Here is a 25,761-nt window from a genome sequence, read left to right on the forward strand (position 1 = left end):
GGGAGTCAATTGACCGGAGTCAGCAGCGGCCTGCCTGCGAAGAAGGCGGCAAGGTTGTCGACCGTCAATTGCGCCATCCTGTCGCGCGTTTCCTCGGTACCGCTGGCGTGATGGGGATAGAGCACAATGTTGTCGAGTGCTGCGAAGCGCGGATCGGGATTAGGTTCGTTGAGGTAGACATCGATGCCGGCCCAGGCGATCCGCCTTTCCTGCAAGGCCTTGATCAAGGCCGGCTCGTCGACCACGGTGCCGCGGGCAATGTTGATGAAAGTGCCCGTCGGTCCGAGCGCATTCAGCACGTCCGTCGAAATCAAACCTTCGGTCGAAGCTCCACCAGGGGTCGCGACGATCAGGATATCGGCCCAGTTCGCCAGTTTTACCGGCGTGTCGAAATAGGCAAAATCGTTGCCAGCTTTCTTCATCCTCCCGTAATAGCCGACCGTCAGCCCGACAGCTTCGCATCGCTTGGCAATCGCCATCCCTATGCGGCCGAGGCCGACGATCCCGGCTTTCTTGCCCGACGTCGATGTCGTCAGCGGCATCATGCCCTTCTGCCCCCAGTCGCCGGAGCGCACATAGCGGTCGCCTTCCGGAAGGCGCCGGCGTGCCGCCAGCATCAGAAGCAATGCCATGTCGGCAACGTCGTCGCACAGCACCTCGGATGTGTTGGTGAGCTTGACGCCGCGCCGTGTCATCGCCTCGACATCCATCTGGTCGTAGCCAGCCGAAGAACAGGCGGCGAGTTTCAGTGCCGGCAATTTCGAAAGCAGGGCTTCGTCGATCGTCACATGGCCGTTGCAGACCAGCGCGGAAGAGACCGGGCCGGCTTTCCGCAGGAGAGCATCCTGCTCTTCGCCTTTGACGAGATCGAGCCGGTGCAGCGTGTAGGTCTCCTCCAGCATTGCCATCTGATGGGGCCGGAGCGGATAGGCGACGATGACATCGGGCTTCATGCGGAGACGAGTCCTTCCTGTAGCTGGCGGGCGGCGCGTCGGGTGGCCTGGATCTCCGGATCGGGATCGAGGCTCGCGGCAAGAAGTGCCTGCGTGTAGGGGTGGGAGGGTGCGTTGAAGATCTGTTCCACCGGACCCTCCTCGACAATTTCGCCGGCCTTCATTACTATGACGCGATCGGCGAAATCGCGAACCACCGGCAGGTCGTGTGCGATGAAGAGGTAAGACAGGCCGAATTCGCGGCGCAGGCCCTGAAGCAAAGCGATCACCTGCGCCTGGATCGATACGTCGAGTGCCGAAACCGCCTCGTCGCAGATGATCAGTTTCGGCTCCATCGCCAGCGCCCGGGCAATCGCAATGCGCTGGCGCTGGCCGCCGGAAAATTGATGTGGATACCGGTCGGCCATATCCGGTTTCAGGCCAACCTTGACCAGCAACTCGGCCACTCTCTCCTTCGATCTCGCTTTCGGCAGGATATCCGGGTGAATGACCCAGGCCTCGGAAATCAACCGGAACACGCTCATCCGCGGGTTCAGTGACTGGGTGGGGTCCTGAAAGACCATCTGCAAATCGCGACGCAGCCCGAATATTTCTCTGGGGGTCATCGCAAGCAGATCGTTGCCGCGGTAGAGAACCTGACCCTGCTGCGGATCATCGAGGCGAACGATTGCCCGGGCAAGGGTCGACTTGCCGGAACCGCTCTCGCCGACAACGGCAACGGTTTCACCGGGCATGATGACAAAATCCACGCCCTTCAGCGCCTGGAATGCGCCGAAACTCTTTTTCAAGCCGATGGCGCGCAGCAGCGGTTCGCCTCCCCGGTCACGCTCTTGCGCCATTGCACCCTTGCCCGGTGCTGCGGCTATCAGCTTCTTCGTATAAGCGTTCTGCGGGTTGCGATAGACTTCAGCCGCATTGCCGGTTTCGACGACGCAGCCGGAATTCATCACCACCACGCGGTCCGCGATCTCGGCAACGACGCCCAAATCGTGGGTGATCAGCAACAGGCCCATGCCGGTTTCCTGCTGCAACTCCTGCAGAAGTTCGAGCACCTGCGCCTGCACCGTCACATCAAGCGCGGTGGTGGGTTCATCCGCGATCAGGATATCGGGCTTGCAGGCGATCGCCATGGCGATCATCAGGCGCTGCCGCTGTCCGCCGGAAAACTGGAACGGGTACTTTCGCATCGCCGACTGAGGATCCATTATCCCGACGCGTCCGATCAATTCGAGCGCCCTCGCACCGGCGTGTTCCGCCGACTGGCCATGCGTCGTCATCATCTCGGTGATTTGCCAGCCGACCGGATAGACCGGATTGAGGTGGGCGAGCGGGTCCTGAAAGATCATGGCGATCTTGGCGCCGTTGATCGAGCGCCGCTCCTCGGACGGCATTTTCAGCATGTCGCGCCCGTTGAGGAGAATGGCGCCGCTGGTGATCTTTCCGGGCGGCATGTCGATCAGATTCATGACCGCCGAGGCCGACACGGATTTGCCTGAACCGCTTTCCCCAAGGATCGCCAACGTCTCACCGCGATCGAGATGCCAGCTGACATCCTGCACCGCCTTGACGGTCCCGCTGGCCGTGTGAAACTCGACCGAGAGGTCACGCACTTCCAAAAGATGTTCAGCCATTTTTCCTGCCCCTCATTTCAAGGCGCCAGCGTTGCGTCGGATCGAGCGCGATGCGCAGCCAATTCGACAGAAGGTTCAGCGACAGCGTCGTCAGGATGATTGCAAGGCCCGGCCAGAAGGAAAGCCACCAGGCATTGGTGAGATAGGGTCGTCCTTGAGCAACCATGAGACCCCAGGTGATCTCCGGCGCCTGAATGCCGATGCCCAGGAACGACAGGGAGGACTCCGCCAGCATGACGAAAGCGAAATCCAGCGTCGCGATGGTCACCAGCGTTGGGAGGATCACCGGCAGGATGTGATGGAGGACAATGCGCCAATACGATGCTCCCATGACCTTCGCCGCCTGCACGAACATCCGCTCGCGCACTTCCAGCACTTCGGCGCGCGTGGTGCGCAGATAGATGGGAATGCGGGTGATCGCCAGGACGAGGACGATATTGGTGACCGAGGGCTCGAGCATGTAGAGCACGATCACCGCCAGAAGCAGCGACGGAAAAGACATGATGACGTCGCCGAGGCGCATGATCCATTGAGCCGCGGAGGAGCGGCTGTAACCTGCCACCAGACCGAGCGCCGTGCCGACGACAGATGATGCGAGCACGGCTGCCGCGGCCACCAGGATGGTGTTTTGCGCCGCCACGATGATGCGGGCGAGAAGCGGCCTCCCCAGCGCATCAGCGCCGAGGACATAAAGCAATCCGCGGGTGATATCGAACGGCGGCGCGTTCCGGCCCCGCAGGTTCTGCTTAGTGGCGATGGCCTCCAGCAGGAACGGGCCAAACAGCGCGCAGAGCAGAACGATCAAGAGGAACAGCGCCGCGAAGAAAGCGAGCTTGTCCGCCCACAGCATCGTCAGCCAGCGCCCGATTGGGCCGCTTGGTTTTTTCTCGGCGAGGATTTTTGTGTCGGCCATCGTCATCGCTCAATACCGGATGCGCGGATCGAGCAGCGCATAGGCGATGTCGATCAACAGGTTCATGACGAAGATCGCCAGTGCCGAGACCATGATGACGGCCAGCACGACGGCGAAATCGCGAAGCAAAATGGAATCGATCATCAGCTTGCCGATGCCCGGAAAGCCAAACACCGTCTCGACGACGACGGCACCGTTCAGGATGGCGGCCGCCTGGTCGCCGATGACTGTGATCACCGGCAGCATGGCGTTGCGCAGTCCGTGAATGAAGATGATTGAGTTCGAGCGGACCCCCTTGGCGCGAGCCGTCTTCACATAGGCGGAAGACAGAACGCTGATCATAGAGCCGCGGACCACCTGCAGTATCAGGCCGAAAGGTCGAATGAACAGCACGCTGACCGGCAGGATCCAGTGCCAGAAAGTTCCCGTTCCCGATGTCGGCAGAACATGCAGTTTGACGGCGAAAATGACGATCGCCACGATTGCCAGCCAGAAGTCCGGCGCCGCAGCGCCAATCAGCGAGAAGAAAGTGGCGAGACGGTCGAAGACGCCGCCGACGCGAAACGCCGCGAGCGAACCGATGACGATCGCGGCGACCGTGACCAGCGCCATGGTGATGACGGCCAGCCAGAAGGTCCACACGAAAGCCTCCAGCACGACATCCATGGCCGGACGGGCCTGTCGCAGTGAATGACCGAAATTGCCTTGGGCAAGATGCGAGACATAACGGCCGAACTGGATGATCAACGGATCGTTGAAACCGTTCATCTCTCGAAATTGCTGGCGCATTTCCGTGGTCGCATCGATCGGCAGATAGAGGTCGGTCGGATCGCCCGTCAGCCGAGACAGGAAGAACACGATGACGATAAGCACCACGAGCGATACGCCACTGGCGATCGCGCGTTTGCCGATGAAACTCTTCATGCACTCCTCCCGAGTGAACCCCATGGGGTCGTGATGTCCGTTCGTCCGGCTGCCTGTCATGCCCCTCCGGCACCAGGCACGGCTCGACGACCAGTCGCAGTAACTGAAATATTAGTTCATCTAACATTTTTGTGAAGCCCAAAAATACTCGGGGCTTTATCGCGGTGGTTTGCGTCGCCACGTCACGCTGCGCGTTCCAATAATGGCTGCGCCAATGATGACTGCCGCACCGATCCACATCTGTGCGGCAGGAACTTCCGAGAAAAATGAGAAGGCCATGAGGGCTACGACGGGCAGCCGGAGAAAGTCGAGCGGTGCCAGAACGCTTGCGGCCGCCATGCCGAAGGCACGCGTGATCAGCGTCATGTTGAGTGCGCCGAGTGCCCCTTGCAGGGCAAGCAGTGCGAGTTGGTTCCAGGTCGGCATCGACCATACCGGCAGCATGACGATCAAACCGAGCGGCACCGTCGCTATCAGATTCCATGCAACCAGCCGGTCGGCACTATCCTTCAACGCCATCCGACGCAGCATCAATTGGCTGGCCGCCGTCAAGACCGCTCCGGCCAGCGCAAAAAGCAGCCATTCGTCAAAACCGGACGCTCCAGGGCGAATGATAATCATGACGCCGATAAAACCTGCGACAATGCCGGCCACGCTGGAGATGCCCACATGTTCCTTGAGCACCAGCCAAGCACCGAGAACGAGAAAGATCGGCATGGTGAAATTGATCGCCGTCGCATCGGCGAGTGGCGCGTGCGCAAAGGCGACGAACAAAGCAACCAGTGAGGCAAGCTTCAGACCCGCACGTACGACATGCAGAACACGATAGAGAGAGGATTTCAGGTCGACCCGTGACACGATCCAGGGCGTGACGACAAGAAGCCCGAAAAACGAACGGAAAAAGCCGATCGTCAATGGATGCACCTCGCCGGCCAGCAAACGTACGATGACCGCGTCGAGACTATTTAAAAAAGCGGCTGCCACCATCAAGCCGACGGCGAGGCCTGTGCGACCAGGCTGCATCACGCTTCTCCTGACGGAACAGAGGTGAATCCTGCTATATCGGTCATTCGATACAGTTGCGCGTTGAACCGGCAATCCATGAAAAATGAAGCCTTCCTGGCGTGTCCGCTGATCTCCGGGCTCCCGCAGGTGTGCCGCGGTGCAACCGCCTCGTTTCCACCAGGGACCGGCAGCATCCACTATTCCGCAGCGCGGATTAACGGCTTTATCTCAATCCATCTGTCGCCGTCCACCCTCACAGAGCGCATTGCTAACGAGGGCGCCTTCGCCCACGGTTGGAGCATGATGCCGAAAAGTATGAGTTGTTTTCCGACGGCGTCATGCTCCAACTATTTGATTTAAATAGAATTCAGTTCTAGTGGACCACTCCGTTGGTCTTCGTCCTATTCGAGAACTGATGGACGAGCATGATGCCCTGCTCAAGCAGCAACTCGGCCGCCATCAGATCGCGCGGCGTGAGATCGCCGGATAGCCCGCGAATCGTATTGGCGACGCAGATGGAGTTGGCGACAAAGCGGGCGTCGCCCTCACCTTCCGCCTCCTCGGCCGTTGCTTCCAAAGCATCGGCGACGGTGTCGAGCAGGCTCGAGCGTTCGATAAGCGTCATGTCGTTCAGGGTTTTGGAAATGCCGTTCATGATTGTCTCCTCGCGCGCCCAGGGCGCGTCGCAGCGCCGATTTCTCCATTTCAGTCACATGGCGGTCACTGTCAGATAGGACGGCTGTCTTCAGAAGCAACTCATGGCTGCCGCGCACCTCATGCATGACAGTAGCGAGATGGAGACGGTTCACCGAACTTCGGCCGATCATTCCAGATGCTTCAGGAGACCGGCAAGTATTGGTCGCTGGCCTTTCAAGAGTTTTATCGCTGCGTCGGCTGGGGAAAACCACCCGGCGCGATCGACTTCCGGAAAGCGTTTTACCTGGCCGGACCGTGGCGGCCATTCCATTTGAAATTTGGAGGTCTGTATCACATTCACGTCTAGTACCGGATCGGCTTCGATCGACCACGCGACAACTATCTTTCCGCCAGGTTGCCGGTATTCGCCCAACGGTGTGAACCTGCCATCGACTACTGCACCCAGCTCTTCGGCAGTCTCTCTGATTGCCGCCGCGAGTTCATCCTCTCCTGGCTCGATCAGCCCCTTCGGGATCGACCACGCAGCCTCGTCTTTCCTAGCCCAGAAAGGACCACCCGGATGCACGAGAAGCACTTCGATGTCCTTGGAAATGCGCCGGTATATCAAAAGTCCGGCGCTGCGGATGACCATCGCGTTGTGCCTTTCTTGTGTCGATCACGAGGCCAGGCATTCCTCACAGATGCCGCAGCCGTCATCGTCCATCCACTGACGCCGGCGCTTGCAGCAAAGGCAAGCACGACTGTCGGGTTGTTCCTTTTTGTCTTCCGGTGGAATGATCTCGATCGTCGTGCCGATTAGAGTGTCGGCCACAACTAGAGTCTCGGCCACAAGTTCCGCCATCTCGTTGCTCCATTAGTCTATTCTAAATAAGATAGGAGCGGCAATCGCTACCGGCAAGCTCTCAGCGCCGGTCGGAGGGCCAAATGGCAACCACATTCGCGATCTCAACATGGAGCGCTGGGCCCTGTTGCGACAAGTGCTATAGTCAAAATTCGGTCGTCCACCTGGACGATGCGACAAAGGAACTATTCCATGGGAGACCAGAAACGCCCGCTGCAACCAGGAGAAACTGCCCCCGCCTTCGCACTCGCCACGGCCAACTTCGACGGAACGGTCTCTTTCGCCGACTTGAGCGGTCGCCCGTTCGTGATCGGGTTCTTTCGCGGCTTGCACTGCCCGTTCTGCCGACGCCAGTTAGAACAGCTTGCCGGCTTACAGCCGACCCTGCGCGCCGTCGGGGTGGAGACCGTCGCCGTTATCAACACGCCGGTGGAACGTGCCCGCCTGTATTTCCGCCACCGGCCGACGCCGATAACGCTTCTGTGTGACCCGGACTGCCGCACGCATCGGGCCTACGGCGTGCCGCATGGCGAGTTCCTGCCCGATGGGAGCTGCGAGCAGCCCGAATGGCCCTATGGCGCAACGATGGCGCAGTTCCAGGCGGCACGCATCAACCCCACGGGCGAGCTGCCGGAACCGCTGCACCCGATGGAAGCCAACACGGTGCTCAACGCCAAGGACGGCTTCGAACTTGACGAGGCCGATCATGCGATCTTCGCAAACCACGCTACCCAGCTCGTCGGCCACTTCCTGGTCGATGCGACGGGCACCATCTGCTGGGCACAAATCGAGTCGCTCGACGGACCGAACAACCTCTCCATCTTCCCGACCGCGGCGGAGATCATCGCCGCCGCCGGCAGCCTTGGGCGCTGACGTGCAGCGACCAGCGTTGCTGCACGATAGATCGTTCTTATGAACCGGCCCCTGCCGCCGAAATGACCGCCCATCCGGAGCGGTGTTGCAATTGACGTTTGGCCGGTACGACGCGCCGTGCATGATGCCGAAAAGTGTGAGCGGTTTTAGGACGACATCATGCTCCAGCTATATAACGTAGAACAGGGTTCAGATTTTAGGCCGATCCGGCCTAAAATCATCCGGTTCTAGAGCGGGATTGTTTTAGTCGGAATCGGAACAGGGATTCCCTTTCTGGTGCAAATCAGATTCACCATTCTGGCCGGTGCAGGAGGCCGGTCTGGATGGCGAAACCTTTTTCGGATGATCTTCGGGAACGCGTTGTTGGCGCAGTAACGCGCGAGGGCCTGTCGTGTCGAGCGGCGGCAAAGCGCTTCGGCATTGGCATCAGCACCGCGATCGACTGGGTCCGGCGCTTGCGTGAGACGGGCAGCGCGGCTCCCGGCCAGATGGGCGGGCACAAGCCACGGGCGATCTCAGGTAAACATCGGGTCTGGTTGATCGATCGCTGCCACATGCAGGCGTTCACCTTGCGCGGGTTGGTGGCGGAACTCGGAGAGCGCGGCCTGAAAGTGGATTACAGCGCCGTCCGGACCTTCGTGCATGAGGAAGGGCTGAGTTATAAAAAAAGACGTTGGTCGCCAGCGAGCGCGAGCGGCCCGATGTTGCCGCCCGGCGGGCGCGCTGGCTGAAGCATCGCCATCGCATCGATCCATCTCGCCTTGTCTTTATCGACGAAACCTGGACGAAGACGAATATGACGCCGCTCAGGGGCTGGGCGCCGCGCGGCGAACGGCTGTTGGGCCATGCGCCCTTCGGCCACTGGAATACCATGACTTTTGTCGCAGCCCTCAGGGCCGACCGCGTCAGCGCACCGTGGATCATCGACGGCCCGATCAATGGCGAACGCTTTCGCATCTATGTCGAGAGGGTGCTGGTACCGGAGCTCAAACCCGGCGACATCGTCGTCATGGATAATCTCGGCTCGCACAAGGCCGGCGCTATCCGTGCCGCCATCCGCAAGGCCGGCGCCAGATTGTTCTTCCTGCCGCAGTATTCCCCCGATCTCAATCCGATCGAAAAACTCTTCGCCAAGATCAAGCACGAGCTGCGCAAGGCGCAGGCTCGAACCCGACAGGCCATCGACGACGCGCTGGCAGCCACCCTTCAAACCGTCTCGCCGAAAGAGTGCCAAAACTACTTCAAGGAAGCCGGATATGAACGGACATAAAACAATCCCGCTCTAGTGGAGCGTGCCGCTGATCACCATTTTTGATACGAATGCGGAAAGAAGCTGGCTATCGAAATGGCCCGGCGAATTCATCATCATGTTGATCGCCTCCGCTTGCGAGAAGGCGCGCTTATACGGCCTGATGGTGGTCAGCGCTTCGTAAACGTCACAAATCGCCGCAAGCCGGGCGACGTAAGGGATCTTCTTTCCGGCGAGCCGACCAGGATAGCCCGAGCCATCGAACTTTTCGTGGTGGTAGCGACAAATGTCGAGCACCGGCTTCGGGACATGGGCGACACAAGACACCAGCTCATATCCCCGCTGAGGGTGCCCGCGGACAAGATCCATTTCCTCGGCCGTCAGCTTACCGGGTTTCGTCAAGATGTCGTCGGGGAGCGCCATTTTTCCAAGATCGTGAACCAGTCCGCCGAGTCCCAGGACCCGTACATCCTCTTCTCCATGACCGAGGCTGCGCCCCAGGGTGATCATCAATGCGCTGACAGCCAGCGAGTGGAGAAACGTCAGCTCATCCTTTTCCTTCAGTTTCGCGACTGCGATCAACGCGCCGGCGTTGTCGAAGGCTGCCGACATAATCCGCTCCACAGCTGCGCTTGCCGCATCACTGGCAAAAGACGCCTTGATCCTGGCGTGCGCAAGCATTTGGCGGATCTGCGGCCGTGTATCCTCGACGCATTCCCTCGCCTGCTTGATATCCTTTGCCGAAAACACGGCACGAAGCTGGGCGTCAAACGCAGTCCGGTCGATGTCCTGCGGCCCACCCGGATCGACATCGGCACCTTTTCCGACGTCGATCACGACAGTCATCAGGCGGCTTGCCATCAAACTATCGACCTGACCGGCGGCCGAGATCAGGAACGGCTTGAACCGACGCGTCCTGTCTTCTCCTCGATTTCAACGTCTTCGACATACATTCCGACCCGCAATTGGCTGACATGTATCCGTTTTCGCATCTCTGATCCGTTCAAAATGATCTTGGTACTCAAGCGTTGTCTCAGGTATCCGGGGCTGGCCCGAGTGCGAAAACTTCGCTCAAGCTATAGGGCTCCGGCGCGGGTCTTGTTTTGGTTGAGCCGTTGTCCATGCTGCTCTAAAATAGCCGCGGCAACCGTTCGATCGACTGCTTTCGAAAACAGATAGCCCTGTCCGAGCTTGCAGCCGAGCTGGCTCAATTGAACAGCTTGGGTTTCTGTTTCAATCCCTTCTGCGACGACCCGGATTCCGAGCTTGTGAGCTATTCCGATCAGACTCTCGACGATGACCGTCCCAGCATCGCCCGGCACCATGCGGTCGATGAAGGACTTGTCGATCTTGATGATGTCGACCGGCACCGTCAGCAGGTGGGTCAAAGACGCGTAGCCCGTGCCAAAGTCGTCGAGGGCAACCCGCAAGCCCTTGGACCGAAGAGCCTTTATCTCGTCAGCTACGACATGGTCCCGTTGCCCGAGATAAACCGATTCCGTCACTTCGAGGATGATGTGCTCGAGAGGAACCTCCGCTTCCCCGAAAATTCGGCACAGCCTGTCTTGCAGATTACCGCCGCGAAAATCTGCGGCGGACAGGTTGATGCCGACATGTTGGAGGGGAAGGCCCCGGGCGAGCCAGCTGCGGATGTCCCTCGCAACCCTCAGCAACATTCGTTGGGTCAGCTCAGCAGCAATATGCGCGTCTTTCGTCGCCTCATGGAAATGCGCTGCGGCGATGATTTCGCCGGAAGGCGTGGTCATTCGACACAAGGCTTCGAAACCGACGATTTCCCGCGTATCGAGGCGCAAGATCGGCTGGTAATGCGCGTCGATCCGATCGTCTTCTAGGGCGATGCCCACATCGCGAACCGCCCTGAAACGTCGGGTCAGGGCAGTGCCCAGGCCGGGATAGTGTTGCACGTACCGGCCGCGGTTGTGTTCTTTCGCATGATAGAGCGCCACATCGGCGTTCTGTCGGATCTGGTCAGGGTTTGTTTCGGTCTCTGCCAACGCGCCGCCAATCGTGGCGGCAGGAAAGACGACATGACCGTCGCACGTTGAAGGAGAAGACAGTGCTTTGAAGATGTCGGTCGCCCTCGCGTTGAGATCAAGGTCTTTGTCGTCCGACACAATCACAGCAAACTCATCGCCACCGAGCCTAAAGGTGTTCTTGGCGCCTGCTGTCTTGGCGACCCGGTCTGCAACCACTTGAATCAATGCGTCGCCGGCTGCGTGCCCGAACGTGTCGTTCACGAGTTTCAAGTTGTCGATGTCCACCAGCAAGATGCCCCAGGCGCGCCGGGATCGAGGCAGCTCTTCGGCTAGGAGCTGGTTGAAACGAGCGCGATTCGACAGCCCTGTTAAAGCGTCGCTGTATGTGAGCCGCTGGCGTTCCATCACCCGTTCTTCGCGATCGATGGCGATTGTGCAGAGATGGACACAAGCATCGACGAGATCCCGTTCGAGGGCCTTTGGACCGCGGTGGTCTCGATAGTAGAAGGCGAAGGTGCCGATCACCCGGTCGCCACGCTTGATGGGGCTGGACCAGCAAGCCTTCAACCCCAGCGGAAGGACCAGGGACTTGAAGTCCTGCCAACGAGGATCGATCTCGATATCGGTGGCAATGACCGCTTCTCCGAAATAGGCAGCAGCGCCACAGGAGCCCGCAAGAGGACCGGCTTCAAGATTGTCGACCGCCCCTGAATAGTGAGGCGGAAGGGAGGGGCCAGAAAGTGTGTGAAGACGGCTCCCGTCGAACGTCAGCACCGAAGCGATGATCCCAGGAATGGCGGCCTCAACCTTCAGGCAAAGTTGCTCGATCGTTGCTGCCAGCGGTTCCCCTTTGGCAATCATTTCCAGAATGGCATTCTGCAACTCAAGGATCATGACGTCACTTCCCGGAAGGAGACCCTCCGTACCAAACCGACTTTCAAATCAGGTTACGCCGTTGATTAGATTTTGATCGAATAGGCGCCGGATGATCATTTCAGTCGCGCCGACGTCGCGTGCGAAAGGGGTTTTCTCTACGTTCTGACCTCCTTTCGAACGGAGCGAGATTGACCGATGTCACGGTCATTCTCTAAAGACGATTATGAAATACAATCCGCAGTCGTGCTCTTGAGAGCCCCGAGTGAGTGGGCACGGCATAATTTTCGAGAGTCAGAAATCAGCTTATGGGATATGGTTCGGAATGCGTTGCAATGTCCCCATATGGCCGTCGCCGCACAATGGAAATTGGCCTGAAAGATGATCGGTGGCGATAAATACGTTGGCTCCGTAGGCAAAGCATCGCTCGCGATCATCGCGCTGATGTTTCTGTCAGTGACCACCCTCTTGTCGCTCTGGCTCATATCCAGTTACGAGACAGCTGTTCGCCGGGGCGACGAGCGTGTCAGCGCCGCCTCCAAAATCGTTGCAGCGAACGCGAACTGGTTGAATTCCCTTGCTCGGGAGACCCTGCACCGAATTGATGATGCTCTGGGGCCGAGTACGTCATTGCCCGGCGCGGACCGCGTGCGCGATCTCGACGCTGCCGTCTACGACTTGCCTCCTCAGGCGACTGCCTATGTCATCGGGGCCGATGGAAAAACGCTCTATTCAAATGACCGAGATATCCGGCCGGTCGACGTTACGGACCGCGACTACTTCGTTCGGCTGAGAAACGGTGCTGACGAATATACATCCCCGCTGATCATCAGCCGCCTTTCCCACCGGCAGATATTCGTCTTCAGCCGCAGGCTCGAACGAAATGGCGTATTCGCCGGCGTCGCCGTAATTGCCTTCGACGCGAGCATCCTAAGACCAATATGGGACGCGGTCGCGATCGGCGAGAACTCGATTGTCAGCCTCATAAGACGCGACGGGCAACTTATCGCCCGATACCCGGAACCCGCCGGACCGGTCGATATGCGGAACCACAAGCTATTTACCGACTATATGAGGAAGGCGACATCAGGCACATATCGCTCCGTGTCGCCAGTCGACCATGAAGACCGCCTGGTCGGATACCGAATCCTCGAGCGCACCCCTTTTGTGGCCATTGCTTCGGCAGATATCCATGTAATCATGCAGCCCTTTTGGGAGGATGCCAAAATTGCGTCTTTGTTGGTCGCTTTCGCCCTGGTTGGTGCCTTAGCCGCTGCATTGTGGATTCAGAACCTCATCAAAGTGGACACATTGCACACCAGGCAGCTTGCGGATGCGTTGCGGTCGAATGAAACGCTCATGCGCGAGATACACCATCGCGTGAAGAACAACCTGCAGACGGTGATGGCCCTGCTGCGCTTGCAGGGTTTTGAACCGGAGGCCGTTCAAAAATTAAACGAGCGCATTTCTGCAATGTCCGCCGTCCACGAGCAGATGTACGGCTTCGATCAGTTTAGCGGAATATCTGCTCGAGAGTTCATCCCATCATTCGTCAGGACGATCGTCGACGTCCATGGTCGCGCCGTTTCCGTCGACTTTGAAATCGACGACATCGTGATTGCAGCAGACAAGGCAACGCCGTTTGCCCTCCTGCTCAACGAGTTGATTGCCAACAGCATGAAATACGCATTCGACGGCCGGGAATCCGGAAATATTCGCGTCATGCTGCACGCGACTGAAGGAGAGGAATCTCAACTTACCGTCGCGGATGACGGGATTGGTTTTGATGGCCGATCGGACAGCGCCGGGATGGGGACGCGGCTGATCAAAGCCTTCGTCAATCAACTGCATGGCGAGGCGAGATACAATCGCCTGGAGGGGACGCAGTTTACGGCAACACTCAAACTTACCGATTGAGCGAGAAAAGCCACCTCCCTGCCTAAATCAAACCTTCGCATCGGCACTTTTCGTTGGACTTGGGGCGACATATTTTCCAGATGCCCTGGCGCCCGTGCGGGATTTCCTCGCCGTCGGCTTGCTTTGTTCAGATGTCACTAGGAGCACAACATGACGAAAGTTCCAACCATAGCCCGTATCTGGCGTGGTCGCACGAAGCCGGAACTCGCCGATGAATATGAAGCTTACAACCGCGCAGAGGGAATTCCGCCACTGTTAAAGACAGCACTCGGCGTCCAGTTGCTGCGCGAAGACCGTGAGGATGAAACATGGTTCACGACGATCTCCTACTGGGCGGACATGGAATCGATGACGGCATTTACCAAGGGTGATCCTGAGCAGGTTCACCATCTGGAGCGTGATGCAGAACTGCTGTGCGAACTTCCCGAGCGTATCCAGATACACAAGATAGTGGTCCCTCCGCATCTGCGTTGAGAGTCCCGGCCGCTTTCACAGGTCTCGCGCCTCCCGCCAGTCTCAAGATAATCACACGGTCCGGCGCCTTTCATCGAACCAAAACGTTTTGGCTTGACTCCCAAAACGTTTTGGAGAATCGTTACCCTTACTTCGGGAGGAAGATCTTGGCCAATCTCAAACAGCTCGCGCAATCGCTGGGACTGTCGATCACCACGGTGTCGCGTGCGCTCGACGGTTACGCCGATGTGTCGGCCGCCACGCGCGAACGGGTTCGTCAGGCTGCCGACAAGGTCGGCTACCGGCCGAATGCTTCGGCCCGCCGTCTGCGCAGGCAGCGCGCCGAGCTCGTGGCCGTCACGCTGCCGAGCGATCCCGGCCATATCGGTCCTCCGCATTTCCTCGAAATGCTGTCCGGCTGTGCCGAACATCTTGCCGCTGCCGGTCTCAATCTGGTGATTGCGCCGGTGCCGCGTGGCGAGAGCGAGCTCGACATCTGCCGCCGCTTCGTCGATGGCCGCCGCGTCGACGCCATGCTTCTCGTCCGCACCAAGCGGAAGGACGAGCGCGTCGAATTCCTGCAGTCGCGCGGCATTCCCTTCGTCACCAACGGCCGCACCGAAAGCCTGCTGCCCCATCCCTTTATCGATGGCGACGGCTTTGCCGGTTTCCGTGCCGCAACGCTGCGCTTCCATGCCGCCGGCCACCACCGCATCGGCCATATCGCCGGCCCGCAGGAATATTACTTTGCTCATGACCGCTGCCGCGGCTGGCGGGCGGCGATGGAGGAATGCGGTCTCGCGACCGATCTCTGCGCCGAGGGCGCGCCGCTGGAACAGGGCGGTTATCTCGCAGCACTCGAACTTCTGCGCCAACCCTCGCGCCCGACCGCACTCGTCTGCGCCACCGACGAAATGGCAATCGGAGCGCTCCGGGCGCTACGCGAAGTCGATGGTGGCAACCAGATCAGCATTATCGGCCATGACGACCTGCCGATGGGCGCCTTCACCAGCCCGCCGCTCTCGACCATGCGCATGACCGGCGAAAACCTCGGCGCGAGCTTCGCTTCGCTGCTGCTGCGCGCCATTGCCGGCGAACCCGCCGAAGAACTCCAGGAGCTTCACGCGATCGAATTTGTCGATCGCGACAGCCATCGCCGTCCCGCCAAAGCGGCATAGACAGAAGTGCATGTCAAACAAAGAACAATGAAGGAGGAGAAGATGAAACATATCATGTCATTTGGAATTCTCGCTTCCACTGTGCTGGCCTTCGCCTCGCCGGTGCTTGCCCAGACGGTTTTCGTGTCCACCCAGCTTCGTCCGATCGAGGAGGCGACCGTCGTCCGCGAGGAGCTGCTGAAGGACGTCGGCCCGGTTGATTACGTGGTCGAGGAGCCGCCGCAGTTTGCCGTCCGCATGGAGGCCGAACGCCAGGCCGGTAAACACACCGTCAGCCTCGTCGGTGCGCTGCATGGTGAACTCTCGCCGCTTGCGGACAAGGATCTGCTCGAACCGCTAGATGACCTTGCCAAGAAGCTGGCAGCGAGCGGCATGCCGCAGTCGCTGCTCGACCTCGGCAAGCTCGGCAAATCGACCCAGCAGTACATCCCGTGGATGCAGGCGACCTATGTGATGGCCGCCAAGAAGGAAGCGCTGCAATACCTGCCCGCCGGCGCCGACGTGAACGCGCTGAACTACGACCAGTTGATCGCGTGGGGCAAGAATATGCAGGACGCAACCGGCCAGCCGCAGATCGGGTTCCCGGCGGGCCCGAAGGGGCTGATGGCGCGTTACTTCCAGGGCTATTTCTATCCCTCCTTCACCGGCGGCGTCGTGCGTACTTTCCAGAGTGCCGATGCGGCCGCCGGCTGGGAGAGGCTGAAGGCCCTTTGGGCCTATGTGACGCCGAACTCGACCAGCTACGACTTCATGCAGGAGCCGCTCTCTGCCGGCGAAGTCATGGTCGCCTGGGACCATATCGCCCGCCTGAAGAATGCCATTTCCGCAGCACCTGACGATTATGTCGTCTTTCCGGCGCCTGCGGGCCCGAAGGGCCGTGGCTATATGCCGGTCGTTGCCGGTCTCGCCATTCCGAAGGGTGCACCTGACAAGGCCGGCGCAGAAAAGATCATCGAACACCTTTCCATGCCGGAGACGCAGCTCCTGACCGCCTCCAAGGTCGGCTTCTTCCCGACCCTGAATGTCAAGCTGCCGCCGGATCTCGATGCCGGCGTCGCCCTGCTCGCCGCTGCGGTCACCGCCACCCAGGCCTCCAAGGACGCGGTGATCTCGCTGCTGCCGGTTGGCCTCGGCGACAAGGGCGGTGAGTTCAACAAGGTCTACATGGACAGTTTCCAGCGCATCGTGCTGCAGAATGAGCCGGTCGCAGACGTGCTGAAGGCTCAAGGCGCGACGATAGCCAAGCTGATGGCCGATACGAAGGCTGCGTGCTGGGCGCCCGATGCCAAGAGCGACGGCCCCTGCCCGGTAGAATAAATCCGCCCGAGACGCGTCCGGGCGAATTGCCCGGGCGCTCTTTCAACCCTCTGCTCGTCGAGGCCGGAGCCGATGACCAATAGCCGACCCTGGATCCCCTATCTGCTGATCCTGCCATCCGTCGCCTTCCTGGCACTGCTGTTCGTCGTGCCACTGGTGCAGACGATCTGGCTGGCGGTTTCGGATAATGGCGCGCCATCGCTCGCCAATGCCGAGCGCATGGTAACCGACATCAATTTCACCCGCTCGGTTAAGAACACCTTCCTGCTGACGATCGCGGTCGTGCCGGTGCAGATCGCCTTGGCGCTGGCCATGGGCACGATGGTCGCCAAAGTCGGCCGCGGGCGCGAGACGATCCTGTGGATCTGGACAATCCCGCTCGGCATTTCCGATCTCGCCGCCGGTCTCGTCTGGTTGTCGATCCTGCAAAATACCGGCTATCTGAATTCGCTGCTCTTCGGCCTCGGCATCATCGGCAGACAGGCAAGCTGGCTCTCCTACCAGACGCCGGTCGCGCTCTTCCTCGCGATTGCCGTTGCCGAAATCTGGCGCGGCACGGCCATCGTCATGGTCATCATCGTCGCCGGTCTGAACCAGGTGCCGAAGGAGTTCAAAGAAGCCGCCGAAATCTTCGGCGCTGGTCCGTGGACGCGCTTCTGGCGTATCACCTTGCCGCTGATCCGCCCGGCCCTGCAATCGGCACTGATCCTGCGCACCGTGCTCGCCTTCGAAGTCTTCGCGGTAGTCTATGCGCTCGGCGGGCGCAATTTTCCGGTCCTCGTCGGCGAGGCCTACAACTGGCAGAACCAGAACCAGAATTACAGCGTCGCCGCCGCCTACGCGGTGCTGATCATGATCATCTCGCTTGCCGCCACGCTCATCTATCTCAAGGCCTTGAAGGTCAATCCGGAGCGCCTGCCATGACCACGGATACCATCAGCATGACCGCGGACACCCCCGACGCCACCGGCTTCGTCTCATCGCGCCGTTGGCTGCTCTGGAGCGGCATCGCCGCCCTCTGCGCCTGGGTGCTGGTCCCGATCTATCTGGTCGCGCTCGGCGCCCTCGGCGGACGTCAGGGCGTCTATATCTGGCCGAAGACCGGCCTTCCCACCGGCATTTCACTGGGGCCCTTTTTTCTCTTCCTGAAGACCGAGGGCGTCGTCCAATCTTTTCTCAATTCGCTGGGGGCAGCCGGCATCACGGTGGCGCTTTCGATCATGCTCGGCGCGCCGGCCGGTTACGCGCTCGCCCGCTATGATTTCCGCGGCAAGGACGGCTACCGCCTCCTGGTGTTGCTGACCCGCGCCTTCCCGCTGGCGATCCTGGCATTGCCGCTGACGGTCTCCTTCATACGGCTCGGCCTCTACGATACGATCCTCGGCGTCGGCCTCATCCATACGGTGCTGGCGCTGCCTTTCGCCGCACTCGTCACCCAGGGCATTTTCCTCGGCGTGCCCAAGGAGTTGGAGGAAGCCGCCTGGGTGTTCGGCTGCACCCGCATCCAGGCCTTCTTCAAGGTGGTGGCACCCTTGGCGCTTCCCGGCATCGTCGCAACTGCGGTCTTTGCCTTCGTCATCTCGTGGAACGAGGTCTTTGCCGCCTCGGTGCTGACGGTGCGCAACCGCACGCTGACCGCCTACCTGCTGACCGTGCTTTCGGAAAGCCCGATGCATTACCGCTTTGCCGGGGGGCTGATGCTCATCCTTCCCTCGGTTGTCTTCATCTTCGCGGTCAGGCGCTACCTCTTCGCGATCTGGGGCATTTCCTCCAAGTAACGGGACCAGAGATATGGCCAATATTGTCATCGACCGCATCCGCAAGAGCTTCGGAGCCTTCGAGGCGCTGAAAGAGGTCTCGCTGACGATCAACGACGGCGAATTCGTCTCGCTGCTCGGTCCATCCGGCTGCGGCAAGACCACGCTGCTACGCATCATCGCCGGCCTCGAGACGGCCACATCGGGAGATGTCCGCATCGGCGACAAGTCGGTGATCGGCCTGGCGCCTCGGGATCGCGGCCTTGCGATGGTCTTCCAGAACTACGCCGTCTTTCCGCATATGACCGTCTACGAAAACGTCGCCTTCGGGCTGCGGATGCAGAAAGCCAACGACGCACGCGTGAAGGCGCAGGTCGAGAAGGCCGCCGGCCTCCTGCATATCGAGCAATATCTCGACCGATACCCGAACAAGCTCTCCGGCGGCCAGCGCCAGCGCGTCGCGGTCGCTCGTGCCCTTGCCGTCGAACCGAAGGTGCTGCTGATGGACGAGCCGCTTTCGAACCTCGACGCGCTGCTCCGCTTGGAAATGCGCACCGAACTCAAGACCGTGCTGCAATCGGCCGGCACCACGACGATCTACGTCACCCACGATCAGACGGAAGCGATGGGCCTTTCCGACCGCATCGCCGTCATGCATGGCGGCGTGGTCGAGCAGGTTGGCCATCCGGTCGAGATCTACAATCACCCGGCAACACGTTTCGTCGGCGGCTTCATCGGCAACCCGCCGATGAACTTCATCAAGGTGCCGGTGACGAACAGCCAGGTGGCGGCAGGCGCCGAACGGCTTGCAGCGCCGCAGGAGTCCGGCGATGAAGTGATCCTCGGCCTGCGCGGCGAAGCCGTCGAACTCGCGCCGCTGCCGCAGGGTCTCGAAATGCGGGTGCGCGTTGCCGAACCTATGGGCTCGCACCTGCTTCTGACCGGCTCGATCCACGACCAGCCGGTGCGCGTCATCCTGCCGGCTTCGGAGACCGTAAACAGCGGCGATACGATCGGCCTGAAGCTCGACCAGAAGCGCATCACCTGGCTTTCGCCCGAAAGCGGCAAATCCTTTCCGTCCGTCCTGGCCTAAGAATATACCGGAGTACCCGACATGAACATGCATATCGACCAGGCGAAGCGCATCCTCGCTGCCAACGATCGCGGCGGCTATACCGTGCCGACCGACAGGCTCTACCCCTTCCAGTGGAACTGGGATTCCGCCTTCGTCGCCATGGGCTTCGCGCTCTACGATATCGATCGTGCCTATCGCGAGCTGGAGCGGCTGGTCGAAGGCCAATGGGTGGACGGGATGATCCCGCATATCGTCTTCCATGCGCCGAGCGAAACCTATTTCCCAGGACCGACCGTCTGGCGCACGCAGCACAAGATCCCGACCTCCGGCATAACCCAGCCGCCGGTCTTCGCAATCGCACTGCGCAAGCTGCACGAAACCGCCGGCAAGGAGGGCGAAGCGCGCACCCTGCCCCTCTACGAGGCGGCGCTGAAATGGCATCGCTGGTGGTATTCCGCCCGCGACCCTGAATGTACCGGGCTCGTCGCACTCCTGCATCCATGGGAAAGCGGCAGCGACAATTCTCCGGCCTGGGACATCGCGCTCGCTCGTGTACCCACCACCACCGACACGCCGGTGGTGCGCAAGGATACCGGCCATGTCGATGCCGACATGCGCCCGCGCGACGAGGATTACCGCCGCTTCATTCATCTGGTCGATACCTATGCTGCCTGCGGGTGGGATCCGGCCAAACAATGGGAAAAGGCGCCGTTCAAGGTCGCCGAGATCCAGACGACCGCCATCCTGCTCAAGGCCGGCGAAGACCTCGAACACCTCGCCCGCCTCCTCGGCCGGACGGAGGACGCAATCGAGATTGCCGCCCTCAACGACCGCAGCCGCAAGGCGATGATGGTCCAATGGCGGCCGGACCTTGCCCGCTTTGTCTCGCGAGACCTGATCTCCGGCGAAGATGTCGAGGCCGCCACGCAAGCCGGCTTCATCCCCCTCCTCTCGCTGGATCTCGGCAGGCAGGTTGCCGACGCGCTGGTTTCGGAAATGAAGGCCTGGTCCGAGGGCCTCAAGGTCGCCTTTCCCACCACCAAGCCGGGTATCGCTAGCTGGGAGCCGAAGCGTTACTGGCGCGGCCCCGCCTGGGCGATCATCAACTGGCTGCTGATCGACGGCCTCAAGCGCAATGGCTACGCGGGTGTCGCCGAAGAGCTGCGGCAATCCACCATCGCAGCGATCGAGACGGAAGGTTTCGCCGAATATTTCGACCCGGTCACTGGTCAAGGTTGCGGCGGCCTCGGCTTTTCCTGGACGGCTGCCGCGTACCTGTGGCTTGAACGAAGCGCATTCCCTGCTTGAGTGTGGAGCAGGGCGTTACCAAGCCATTTTCTGCGGTTGGATTAACCGCTCCAAGGTCGCCTATATGTAAAGCGCATGATTTAATCATACGCTTTGTTATAAGGAGATAACGAAGGACACACACTATGCGCACAACCCAACCCCTCACCATTACCCTCCCGCTGGAAATGGCGCAAATGGTGAAGGCCAAAGTCAGCTCCGGCGAATATGCGACCGAGAGCGAAGTCGTCCGCGACGGCCTGCGCACCTTGGCCGCCCGCGACGCCGCTATTGAGAAATGGCTTCGCGACGAGGTGGTGCCCACCTATGACGCGATGAAAGCTCACCCTGAGCGCGCCCTCTCCGCCGAGGAAGTCAGCCGGCGGCTCAATGCCCGTATGGCCGCTCACGCCAAGAAATAACGCGGGGCATGAACTACACCGTTATTTTCGCGCCTCAGGCGAGCGATGACCTCGAAAACCTGCTGGTGTATCTGATAGACGAGGCCGGGCGGGAGACGGCTTGCAGCTAAGTCGATAAGATTGTGGATTACTGCCTCAGTTTTGAAACGTTTCCCGAGCGTGGCGCCTTGCGTGACGATCTGCGGCTGGGGCTACGCGTCGTTGGATATCGCGGCAAGGCAAGCATCGCGTTTGTGGTGGAAGAGAATATTGTATCTATCCTGCGTGTTTTCCATCGCGGCCAAGATGTCAGCTTCGACGATTAGCAAAGCCATCATGATCGGCAGCTGGCTGCCAGAAAATGGGTCGCTCAGCCCCAGAAAATGGCTGACCAACTCTAAAGGGGCTCTATGGTTAATCCGGCTGCCATGGCTGCATGGTGAGCACATTGCCGCCCAGCTTGGAGAAGGCGCGTTGCCGACAGGAGAAGACGAGGATCTGCTGGTCGCGCGATTGGCGGTGCAGCGCATCGAACATTCGCTCGATCCGGTCGTCGTCGGAATAAACAAGCGCATCGTCAAGGATGACAGGCGCCGGCCGGCCGTCGCGGGCAAGCAGCCGTGCGAATGCAAGGCGGGTCAGCACCGAGAGCTGCTCCCGCATGCCGCCGCTCAGCCGGTCGACATCCTCGTCCAGGCCGTTGCGGCGCACGATTTGCGGCAGCAACGTGTCGCCGTCGAAGGTGATCGAGATGTCGTCGAACAGCAGGCCGAGCAGCGGGGCGAGTTCGTTCATGACCGGCTTGAGATAAAGATCACGCGCCGCCGCGCGCGTCGCCGTCAGCGCCTTGCGCAAGCGATCGAGCACGCCGACCTCCGTTTCGAAACGCTTCACCTGCTCGCGCGCGGCTGCCAGAAAATCCCGCGTTTCCGCCCAGATTTCTTCCAGAGCACTGTCCGAGCGGGTGCGGATCTGACCGCCGAGATCAGCAAGCTCCTCGCGAAGCCTGGCAATTTCGCGGCCCGCGGCGTCGGCGACCGAGCGCGCCCTGGCAAGGGCAGCCTCCGCGCCTGCGAGGTCCCGCCCTGTCCTGCGCAAAGGCGCGGCCCTGAGTTCGATCGTATCGACCTGCTCTTTGGCGCTGGAGAGTTTTTCGGCGAGGTTCTGTTGCAATTCATTTCGGCCCGCCTCAGGGCCGATGACCGCCTCAATGGCCTCGCGTTCCTGGCCAAGCCTGGCGTGCTCGGTCTGCGCGCGCAATATGGCCTCGCCGGCTTCCGTGCGCATCACTGACGCCTCCCGCGCCCGGTTGCGCGCCAGTTCGATGCGCCGTGTCGCATCCGCGAGACGGGCACGCACCTCTTCCGGGTTGGCGTCAAGTTCGACCGGACCTTGGCTGAGTTCGGCAAAGCGTGCGGCGTCGAGGTGAAGCTCGTCAATGCCATTCGGAGCGAGTTCGGCGAGCCGCTGGCGCGCCCTCACCAGTTCCTCCCGCTTGTTTCGCGCAGCAATATCGCGCTGCCGCGCCGTCCGCAGACTGTCGACACCGAGCTTGGCAAGCAATGTTTGGCGCGTGGCTTCCGCGGTCTCCAGCGCCCCATTGTGGTCGGCCTGCCGGCTGGGATGGATGGTCAGGGTGCCTATGCCTGTTATGTCAAGCCTCGCCATTCCGGCAAAGCTCTTATCCTCGCCCCCATGCAGAGGCTGGCGGTCCATGCTCACCAATCCGGAAACGTCCTTCAGGTAATCGATCCTGAGTGAGGGAAGGCCGACCTCGGCGGCTGCGCGCAAGCCGACGATCTTGATGTCGAGTGCTTCAAGCCGTTCGATGGCATCGGCTGGAATGGCGAGCAATGCATGCGCCGCCTCCCCATCCTCGATCTGCTGGCGCGCCGCTTCCGCCTGTTCGAGACGCAGACGGACCTCGGCCAGACGCTCGGCGGCGTGGCGTGAACGTAGCGCTGCCTCCAGCCGCCCAAGCAGTTCGCGGTTCAACCGCTCCTCCTCTTCGGCCGCCTGCACCTCCGCCGTTGCAGCCTCGCTTTCAACAAGCGATGCCGCGCGTCGCTCGGCTGCATTTGAAAGCTCTTTCTCCGCCAAGGCGAAACGCCGCGCGAGTTCGCCGCTGCGGTTCAATGCTGCGTGGAAGCGGTCGAATGCCTGCTGCGCCTGATCGCGGCGGCTGGCGGCCAAGGCACCCTCTGCGTCGAGCGCTTTGAGTTCCCTGTCATGCAGTTTAGCGGCTTCGAGCACCGACTCGGCGTTGGCAATCGCGGTTTTCCGGCCGGCTTCCTCATCAGGGTTTTCCAGTTCGCCGAGTCTCGCCTGCACCGAGCGGCGGCGGTCGAGTGCGCCGTGCAGCATCTCCACCTCCTTGGCCAGTCGCGCCTCCTCCTCCTGCAGCCCGTCACGCTCCTCGAGCGCGGCGGCAAAGCGGCCTCCTGCCTTCGGCCGCAGCGTTGCGGTGACCAAGCGATTGAGTTCTTCCTCGCAGGCTTCGAGCACCGCCGACATGCGCCGTCCGCCCGTCAGCGCCTCCACCTCGCCCTGCACCGAAGACAGCAGGCTTTCGCGCACTCGCTTGTCGTTTTCTTCCTCGCTCTTGCTGCGATTTTCGATGCCGGTGACGCCCTGGCGAACCCAGAGCAGGCCTGCCGGGCCGGAGGTTCCGCCGGAAATGAGATCGCCGATGAAAGCCTCGGCTTCGTCAGCCTGGGCGACGATCCGGCCGCTGCCGAGATCGGTGACGCTGGCGCGCCGTCCGCTATGGAACTGCTTGGTCAGGCGGTAGCGGCCGGCTTCGATCGTGATATCGGCCTCGACGATCGGATTGCCGCCGCTATAGGGGCGTAGCATCTGCACGCTCTTTGGGTTGCCGCTGTGCGGCTGGAAGAACAGGGCATGCAGCGCCTCGAAACAGGTTGATTTTCCATGTTCGTTGGCGGCGCTCAGCACATTGACGCCGTCGGCGATTCCTTCGACGGATATTCCGCGGCCGGCGAAGCGTTTGACATTGTGGAGGCGAAGGGCGGTGAGTTTCATCGATCGATCGCCTCGCAATAGGAAAACAGGCGGATCAACGCTTGGCGCGCCACGCCCCTGTCATCGCCGGAACGGGCCTCGTCGAGGCTTTCGGCAAGAAGCAATTCCGCAGCATCGCGCAGCGCACCGGCTCGGTCGATGGTCTCCAGATCATCGCTCTCGCAGTCGGTCCCCAGAAGGTCGGCATCGATCTCCAGATGCGCAAATTCCGGCGCGACCTGCTCCAGCAGGCTGATCATCGCCGTTCGCCCGTTCAACCGGGCACGGCCGGACAGCGCCACGCGCAACAGGGTTTGTCGCCGCGCGAACGGTTCCGGCAGCGCGGCCTTGAGCACTTCAACGCCGTCTTCCGACGCCAGCAGCGGAAGCTGCAATGTCTGCCAGGAAAAGCTGGCGGTCGTCACCGCCGTCGTCGTTGGCATCGCCCCCTGCCCGGCAATGGAGACGACCATCGCCTGCCCCGGCCGGTCATGCTTGAAACGGTCCGGCTCGGGCGCGCCGCTGTAATATGTTCTGGCGTCCACCGCCACCGATCCGTGCCAATCGCCGAGCGCCATGTAGTCGAGGCCGGCGAGCGCCGCGCGGTTCGGCGCAATCACGTTGGCGGCCGTGGCATCCTCCGAAAATTCCTGGATGGGGCCATGGGCGAGGCCGATGCGGATAGCGCCGTCCGCTGTGGCGGCACCCGTCATCCATTCGGTCAGGTCGCGGCCCGGCCTCCTGGTCGTGCAAGGCGCCGGCAGCAGGATGACATCAGGCCCAAGTGGAAGAGGCACCGCTTCCGTCGCCAGGATGACATTGTCGGGCACCACGCCGCGCGCAGCACTCCAGAGCTGATCGGCCAGCAGCGAATCGTGGTTGCCGGGAAGCAAGACCCAGCGCAGCGGCGTATTCCGGGCCATCTCGCCAAGCGCTTGCCGAAGCACGGCAGGCGTCGGCGTCTCGGTGTCGAAGGTGTCGCCGGCGAGCAGGATGAAACCAGCCCCATGCTCTCGTGCTGCAGCGGCAAGCCTGGCGATGACACCATGCCGTGCCTCGCGCAGGCGTCCTCTCAAATCCTCCGGAAGATTGCCAAATCGTTTGCCAATATGCAGGTCCGAACTGTGCAGGAAGGAAAACATTGATCAGCCATGTTTGCGATGCGCTGCGAGCCTTCGAGCATGGCCAAAGACCTCTCGTCCGCAGTTTTGTGATTCGTTGTTCCGAGGCAGACCATGACTCCCGGCTATGGGCGAGGCAAGTCCATCCTGGCCGAGCAAGCGGTTATCCAATGTTTGTCTGATTTTGAGCGGTGCACGACATCCATCCCGTCGCCGTACAGGAATTATGCAGACGCGGTGACCGACCACGTCGGCGAAGGCATCGTCTATTATCCAAGGGTTTTACCTGCCGATGGAAATCGAACAGTTGATCCCATC

23 protein-coding genes and 1 pseudogene are annotated in these 25,761 nt (G+C 60.8%); 12 read left to right on the forward strand and 12 right to left on the reverse strand.

Annotated features, from left to right (window positions below; all coding sequences use genetic code 11):
* Window positions 1-5: 5 nt before the first annotated feature.
* The 8 genes from ACS4RR_RS28880 to ACS4RR_RS28915 form a co-directional block, all read right to left on the reverse strand.
* Window positions 6-953 (reverse strand): 2-hydroxyacid dehydrogenase, encoded by a 948-nt coding sequence (locus ACS4RR_RS28880; protein WP_260111146.1) that lies wholly within the window; start codon window positions 951-953, stop codon window positions 6-8.
* Window positions 950-2,584 (reverse strand): ABC transporter ATP-binding protein, encoded by a 1,635-nt coding sequence (locus ACS4RR_RS28885; RefSeq protein ID WP_260111145.1) that lies wholly within the window; start codon window positions 2,582-2,584, stop codon window positions 950-952. Before ACS4RR_RS28885 ends, ACS4RR_RS28880 begins: the two co-directional genes overlap by 4 nt.
* Window positions 2,577-3,503 (reverse strand): ABC transporter permease, encoded by a 927-nt coding sequence (locus ACS4RR_RS28890; RefSeq protein WP_260111144.1) that lies wholly within the window; start codon window positions 3,501-3,503, stop codon window positions 2,577-2,579. Before ACS4RR_RS28890 ends, ACS4RR_RS28885 begins: the two co-directional genes overlap by 8 nt.
* Window positions 3,504-3,506: 3 nt before the next feature.
* Window positions 3,507-4,421 carry an ABC transporter permease gene (locus tag ACS4RR_RS28895; RefSeq protein WP_222385925.1) on the reverse strand — a complete coding sequence of 305 codons (915 nt, stop codon included), beginning with the start codon at window positions 4,419-4,421 and terminating at the stop codon, window positions 3,507-3,509.
* Between the two features lie 156 nt (window positions 4,422-4,577).
* The gene (locus ACS4RR_RS28900) at window positions 4,578-5,444 is read right to left on the reverse strand and encodes a DMT family transporter (protein WP_456190502.1); all 867 of its coding nucleotides are present in this window, start codon (window positions 5,442-5,444) and stop codon (window positions 4,578-4,580) included.
* A gap of 355 nt (window positions 5,445-5,799) precedes the next feature.
* Complete coding sequence (locus tag ACS4RR_RS28905; RefSeq protein WP_222385924.1) at window positions 5,800-6,081, reverse strand: hypothetical protein; 282 nt, start codon at window positions 6,079-6,081, stop codon at window positions 5,800-5,802.
* 168 nt (window positions 6,082-6,249) lie between these two features.
* Window positions 6,250-6,714 (reverse strand): NUDIX hydrolase, encoded by a 465-nt coding sequence (locus ACS4RR_RS28910; RefSeq protein WP_260111143.1) that lies wholly within the window; start codon window positions 6,712-6,714, stop codon window positions 6,250-6,252.
* Between the two features lie 24 nt (window positions 6,715-6,738).
* The gene (locus ACS4RR_RS28915; protein WP_222296209.1) at window positions 6,739-6,924 is read right to left on the reverse strand and encodes a hypothetical protein; all 186 of its coding nucleotides are present in this window, start codon (window positions 6,922-6,924) and stop codon (window positions 6,739-6,741) included.
* Window positions 6,925-7,116: 192 nt separating this feature from the next.
* Here ACS4RR_RS28915 and ACS4RR_RS28920 point away from each other — a divergent pair, with 192 nt between their 5' ends.
* Both ACS4RR_RS28920 and ACS4RR_RS28925 read left to right on the forward strand, forming a co-directional pair.
* Complete coding sequence (locus ACS4RR_RS28920; RefSeq protein WP_222385922.1) at window positions 7,117-7,797, forward strand: redoxin domain-containing protein; 681 nt, start codon at window positions 7,117-7,119, stop codon at window positions 7,795-7,797.
* A 323-nt stretch (window positions 7,798-8,120) separates the two neighbouring features.
* A protein-coding gene (locus tag ACS4RR_RS28925; protein ID WP_222282285.1) for an IS630 family transposase occupies window positions 8,121-9,067 on the forward strand; the annotation gives its coding sequence in 2 pieces (ribosomal slippage) (window positions 8,121-8,459 and window positions 8,462-9,067; 945 coding nt in all).
* A 12-nt stretch (window positions 9,068-9,079) separates the two neighbouring features.
* Here the strand turns inward: ACS4RR_RS28925 and ACS4RR_RS28930 are convergent.
* Window positions 9,080-10,038: pseudogene (locus ACS4RR_RS28930) on the reverse strand (HD-GYP domain-containing protein).
* 84 nt (window positions 10,039-10,122) lie between these two features.
* Window positions 10,123-11,937, reverse strand: a complete 1,815-nt coding sequence (locus ACS4RR_RS28935; protein ID WP_260111142.1) for a putative bifunctional diguanylate cyclase/phosphodiesterase — start codon at window positions 11,935-11,937, stop codon at window positions 10,123-10,125.
* 360 nt (window positions 11,938-12,297) lie between these two features.
* Here ACS4RR_RS28935 and ACS4RR_RS28940 point away from each other — a divergent pair, with 360 nt between their 5' ends.
* The 10 genes from ACS4RR_RS28940 (at window position 12,298) to ACS4RR_RS28985 (ending at window position 21,627) form a co-directional block, all read left to right on the forward strand.
* Window positions 12,298-13,833, forward strand: a complete 1,536-nt coding sequence (locus ACS4RR_RS28940) for a sensor histidine kinase (protein ID WP_260111141.1) — start codon at window positions 12,298-12,300, stop codon at window positions 13,831-13,833.
* 150 nt (window positions 13,834-13,983) lie between these two features.
* Window positions 13,984-14,307: an antibiotic biosynthesis monooxygenase family protein gene (locus ACS4RR_RS28945; protein ID WP_170259509.1), complete on the forward strand. Its 324-nt coding sequence runs from the start codon at window positions 13,984-13,986 to the stop codon at window positions 14,305-14,307.
* Between the two features lie 146 nt (window positions 14,308-14,453).
* Complete coding sequence (locus tag ACS4RR_RS28950; RefSeq protein ID WP_260111433.1) at window positions 14,454-15,464, forward strand: LacI family DNA-binding transcriptional regulator; 1,011 nt, start codon at window positions 14,454-14,456, stop codon at window positions 15,462-15,464.
* 42 nt (window positions 15,465-15,506) lie between these two features.
* Window positions 15,507-16,781, forward strand: coding sequence for an ABC transporter substrate-binding protein (locus ACS4RR_RS28955; RefSeq protein ID WP_456190503.1), 1,275 nt, complete (start codon window positions 15,507-15,509; stop codon window positions 16,779-16,781).
* 72 nt (window positions 16,782-16,853) lie between these two features.
* Window positions 16,854-17,705, forward strand: a complete 852-nt coding sequence (locus ACS4RR_RS28960; protein ID WP_260111431.1) for a carbohydrate ABC transporter permease — start codon at window positions 16,854-16,856, stop codon at window positions 17,703-17,705.
* Window positions 17,702-18,559 carry a carbohydrate ABC transporter permease gene (locus ACS4RR_RS28965; RefSeq protein ID WP_260111430.1) on the forward strand — a complete coding sequence of 286 codons (858 nt, stop codon included), beginning with the start codon at window positions 17,702-17,704 and terminating at the stop codon, window positions 18,557-18,559. Before ACS4RR_RS28960 ends, ACS4RR_RS28965 begins: the two co-directional genes overlap by 4 nt.
* Before the next feature lie 13 nt (window positions 18,560-18,572).
* The gene (locus ACS4RR_RS28970) at window positions 18,573-19,631 is read left to right on the forward strand and encodes an ABC transporter ATP-binding protein (protein ID WP_456190504.1); all 1,059 of its coding nucleotides are present in this window, start codon (window positions 18,573-18,575) and stop codon (window positions 19,629-19,631) included.
* Between the two features lie 21 nt (window positions 19,632-19,652).
* Entirely contained in the window at window positions 19,653-20,921 is a 1,269-nt protein-coding gene (locus ACS4RR_RS28975; protein WP_456190505.1) for an MGH1-like glycoside hydrolase domain-containing protein, read from the forward strand.
* Between the two features lie 125 nt (window positions 20,922-21,046).
* Complete coding sequence (locus ACS4RR_RS28980) at window positions 21,047-21,322, forward strand: ribbon-helix-helix domain-containing protein (RefSeq protein ID WP_260111427.1); 276 nt, start codon at window positions 21,047-21,049, stop codon at window positions 21,320-21,322.
* A 122-nt stretch (window positions 21,323-21,444) separates the two neighbouring features.
* A complete protein-coding gene (locus tag ACS4RR_RS28985) occupies window positions 21,445-21,627 on the forward strand; it encodes a type II toxin-antitoxin system RelE/ParE family toxin (protein WP_260111426.1) in 183 nt (60 codons plus the stop codon).
* 88 nt (window positions 21,628-21,715) lie between these two features.
* Here the strand turns inward: ACS4RR_RS28985 and ACS4RR_RS28990 are convergent, their stop codons facing one another.
* Window positions 21,716-24,343: an AAA family ATPase gene (locus ACS4RR_RS28990; RefSeq protein WP_260111425.1), complete on the reverse strand. Its 2,628-nt coding sequence runs from the start codon at window positions 24,341-24,343 to the stop codon at window positions 21,716-21,718.
* On the reverse strand, window positions 24,340-25,464 hold the full coding sequence (locus ACS4RR_RS28995; protein WP_260111424.1) for a metallophosphoesterase family protein: 1,125 nt from the start codon (window positions 25,462-25,464) through the stop codon (window positions 24,340-24,342). Before ACS4RR_RS28995 ends, ACS4RR_RS28990 begins: the two co-directional genes overlap by 4 nt.
* Window positions 25,465-25,761: the final 297 nt, after the last annotated feature.

The sequence above is a fragment of the Rhizobium zaerense genome, from assembly GCF_051810725.1.
Classification (GTDB): domain Bacteria; phylum Pseudomonadota; class Alphaproteobacteria; order Rhizobiales; family Rhizobiaceae; genus Rhizobium; species Rhizobium leguminosarum_I.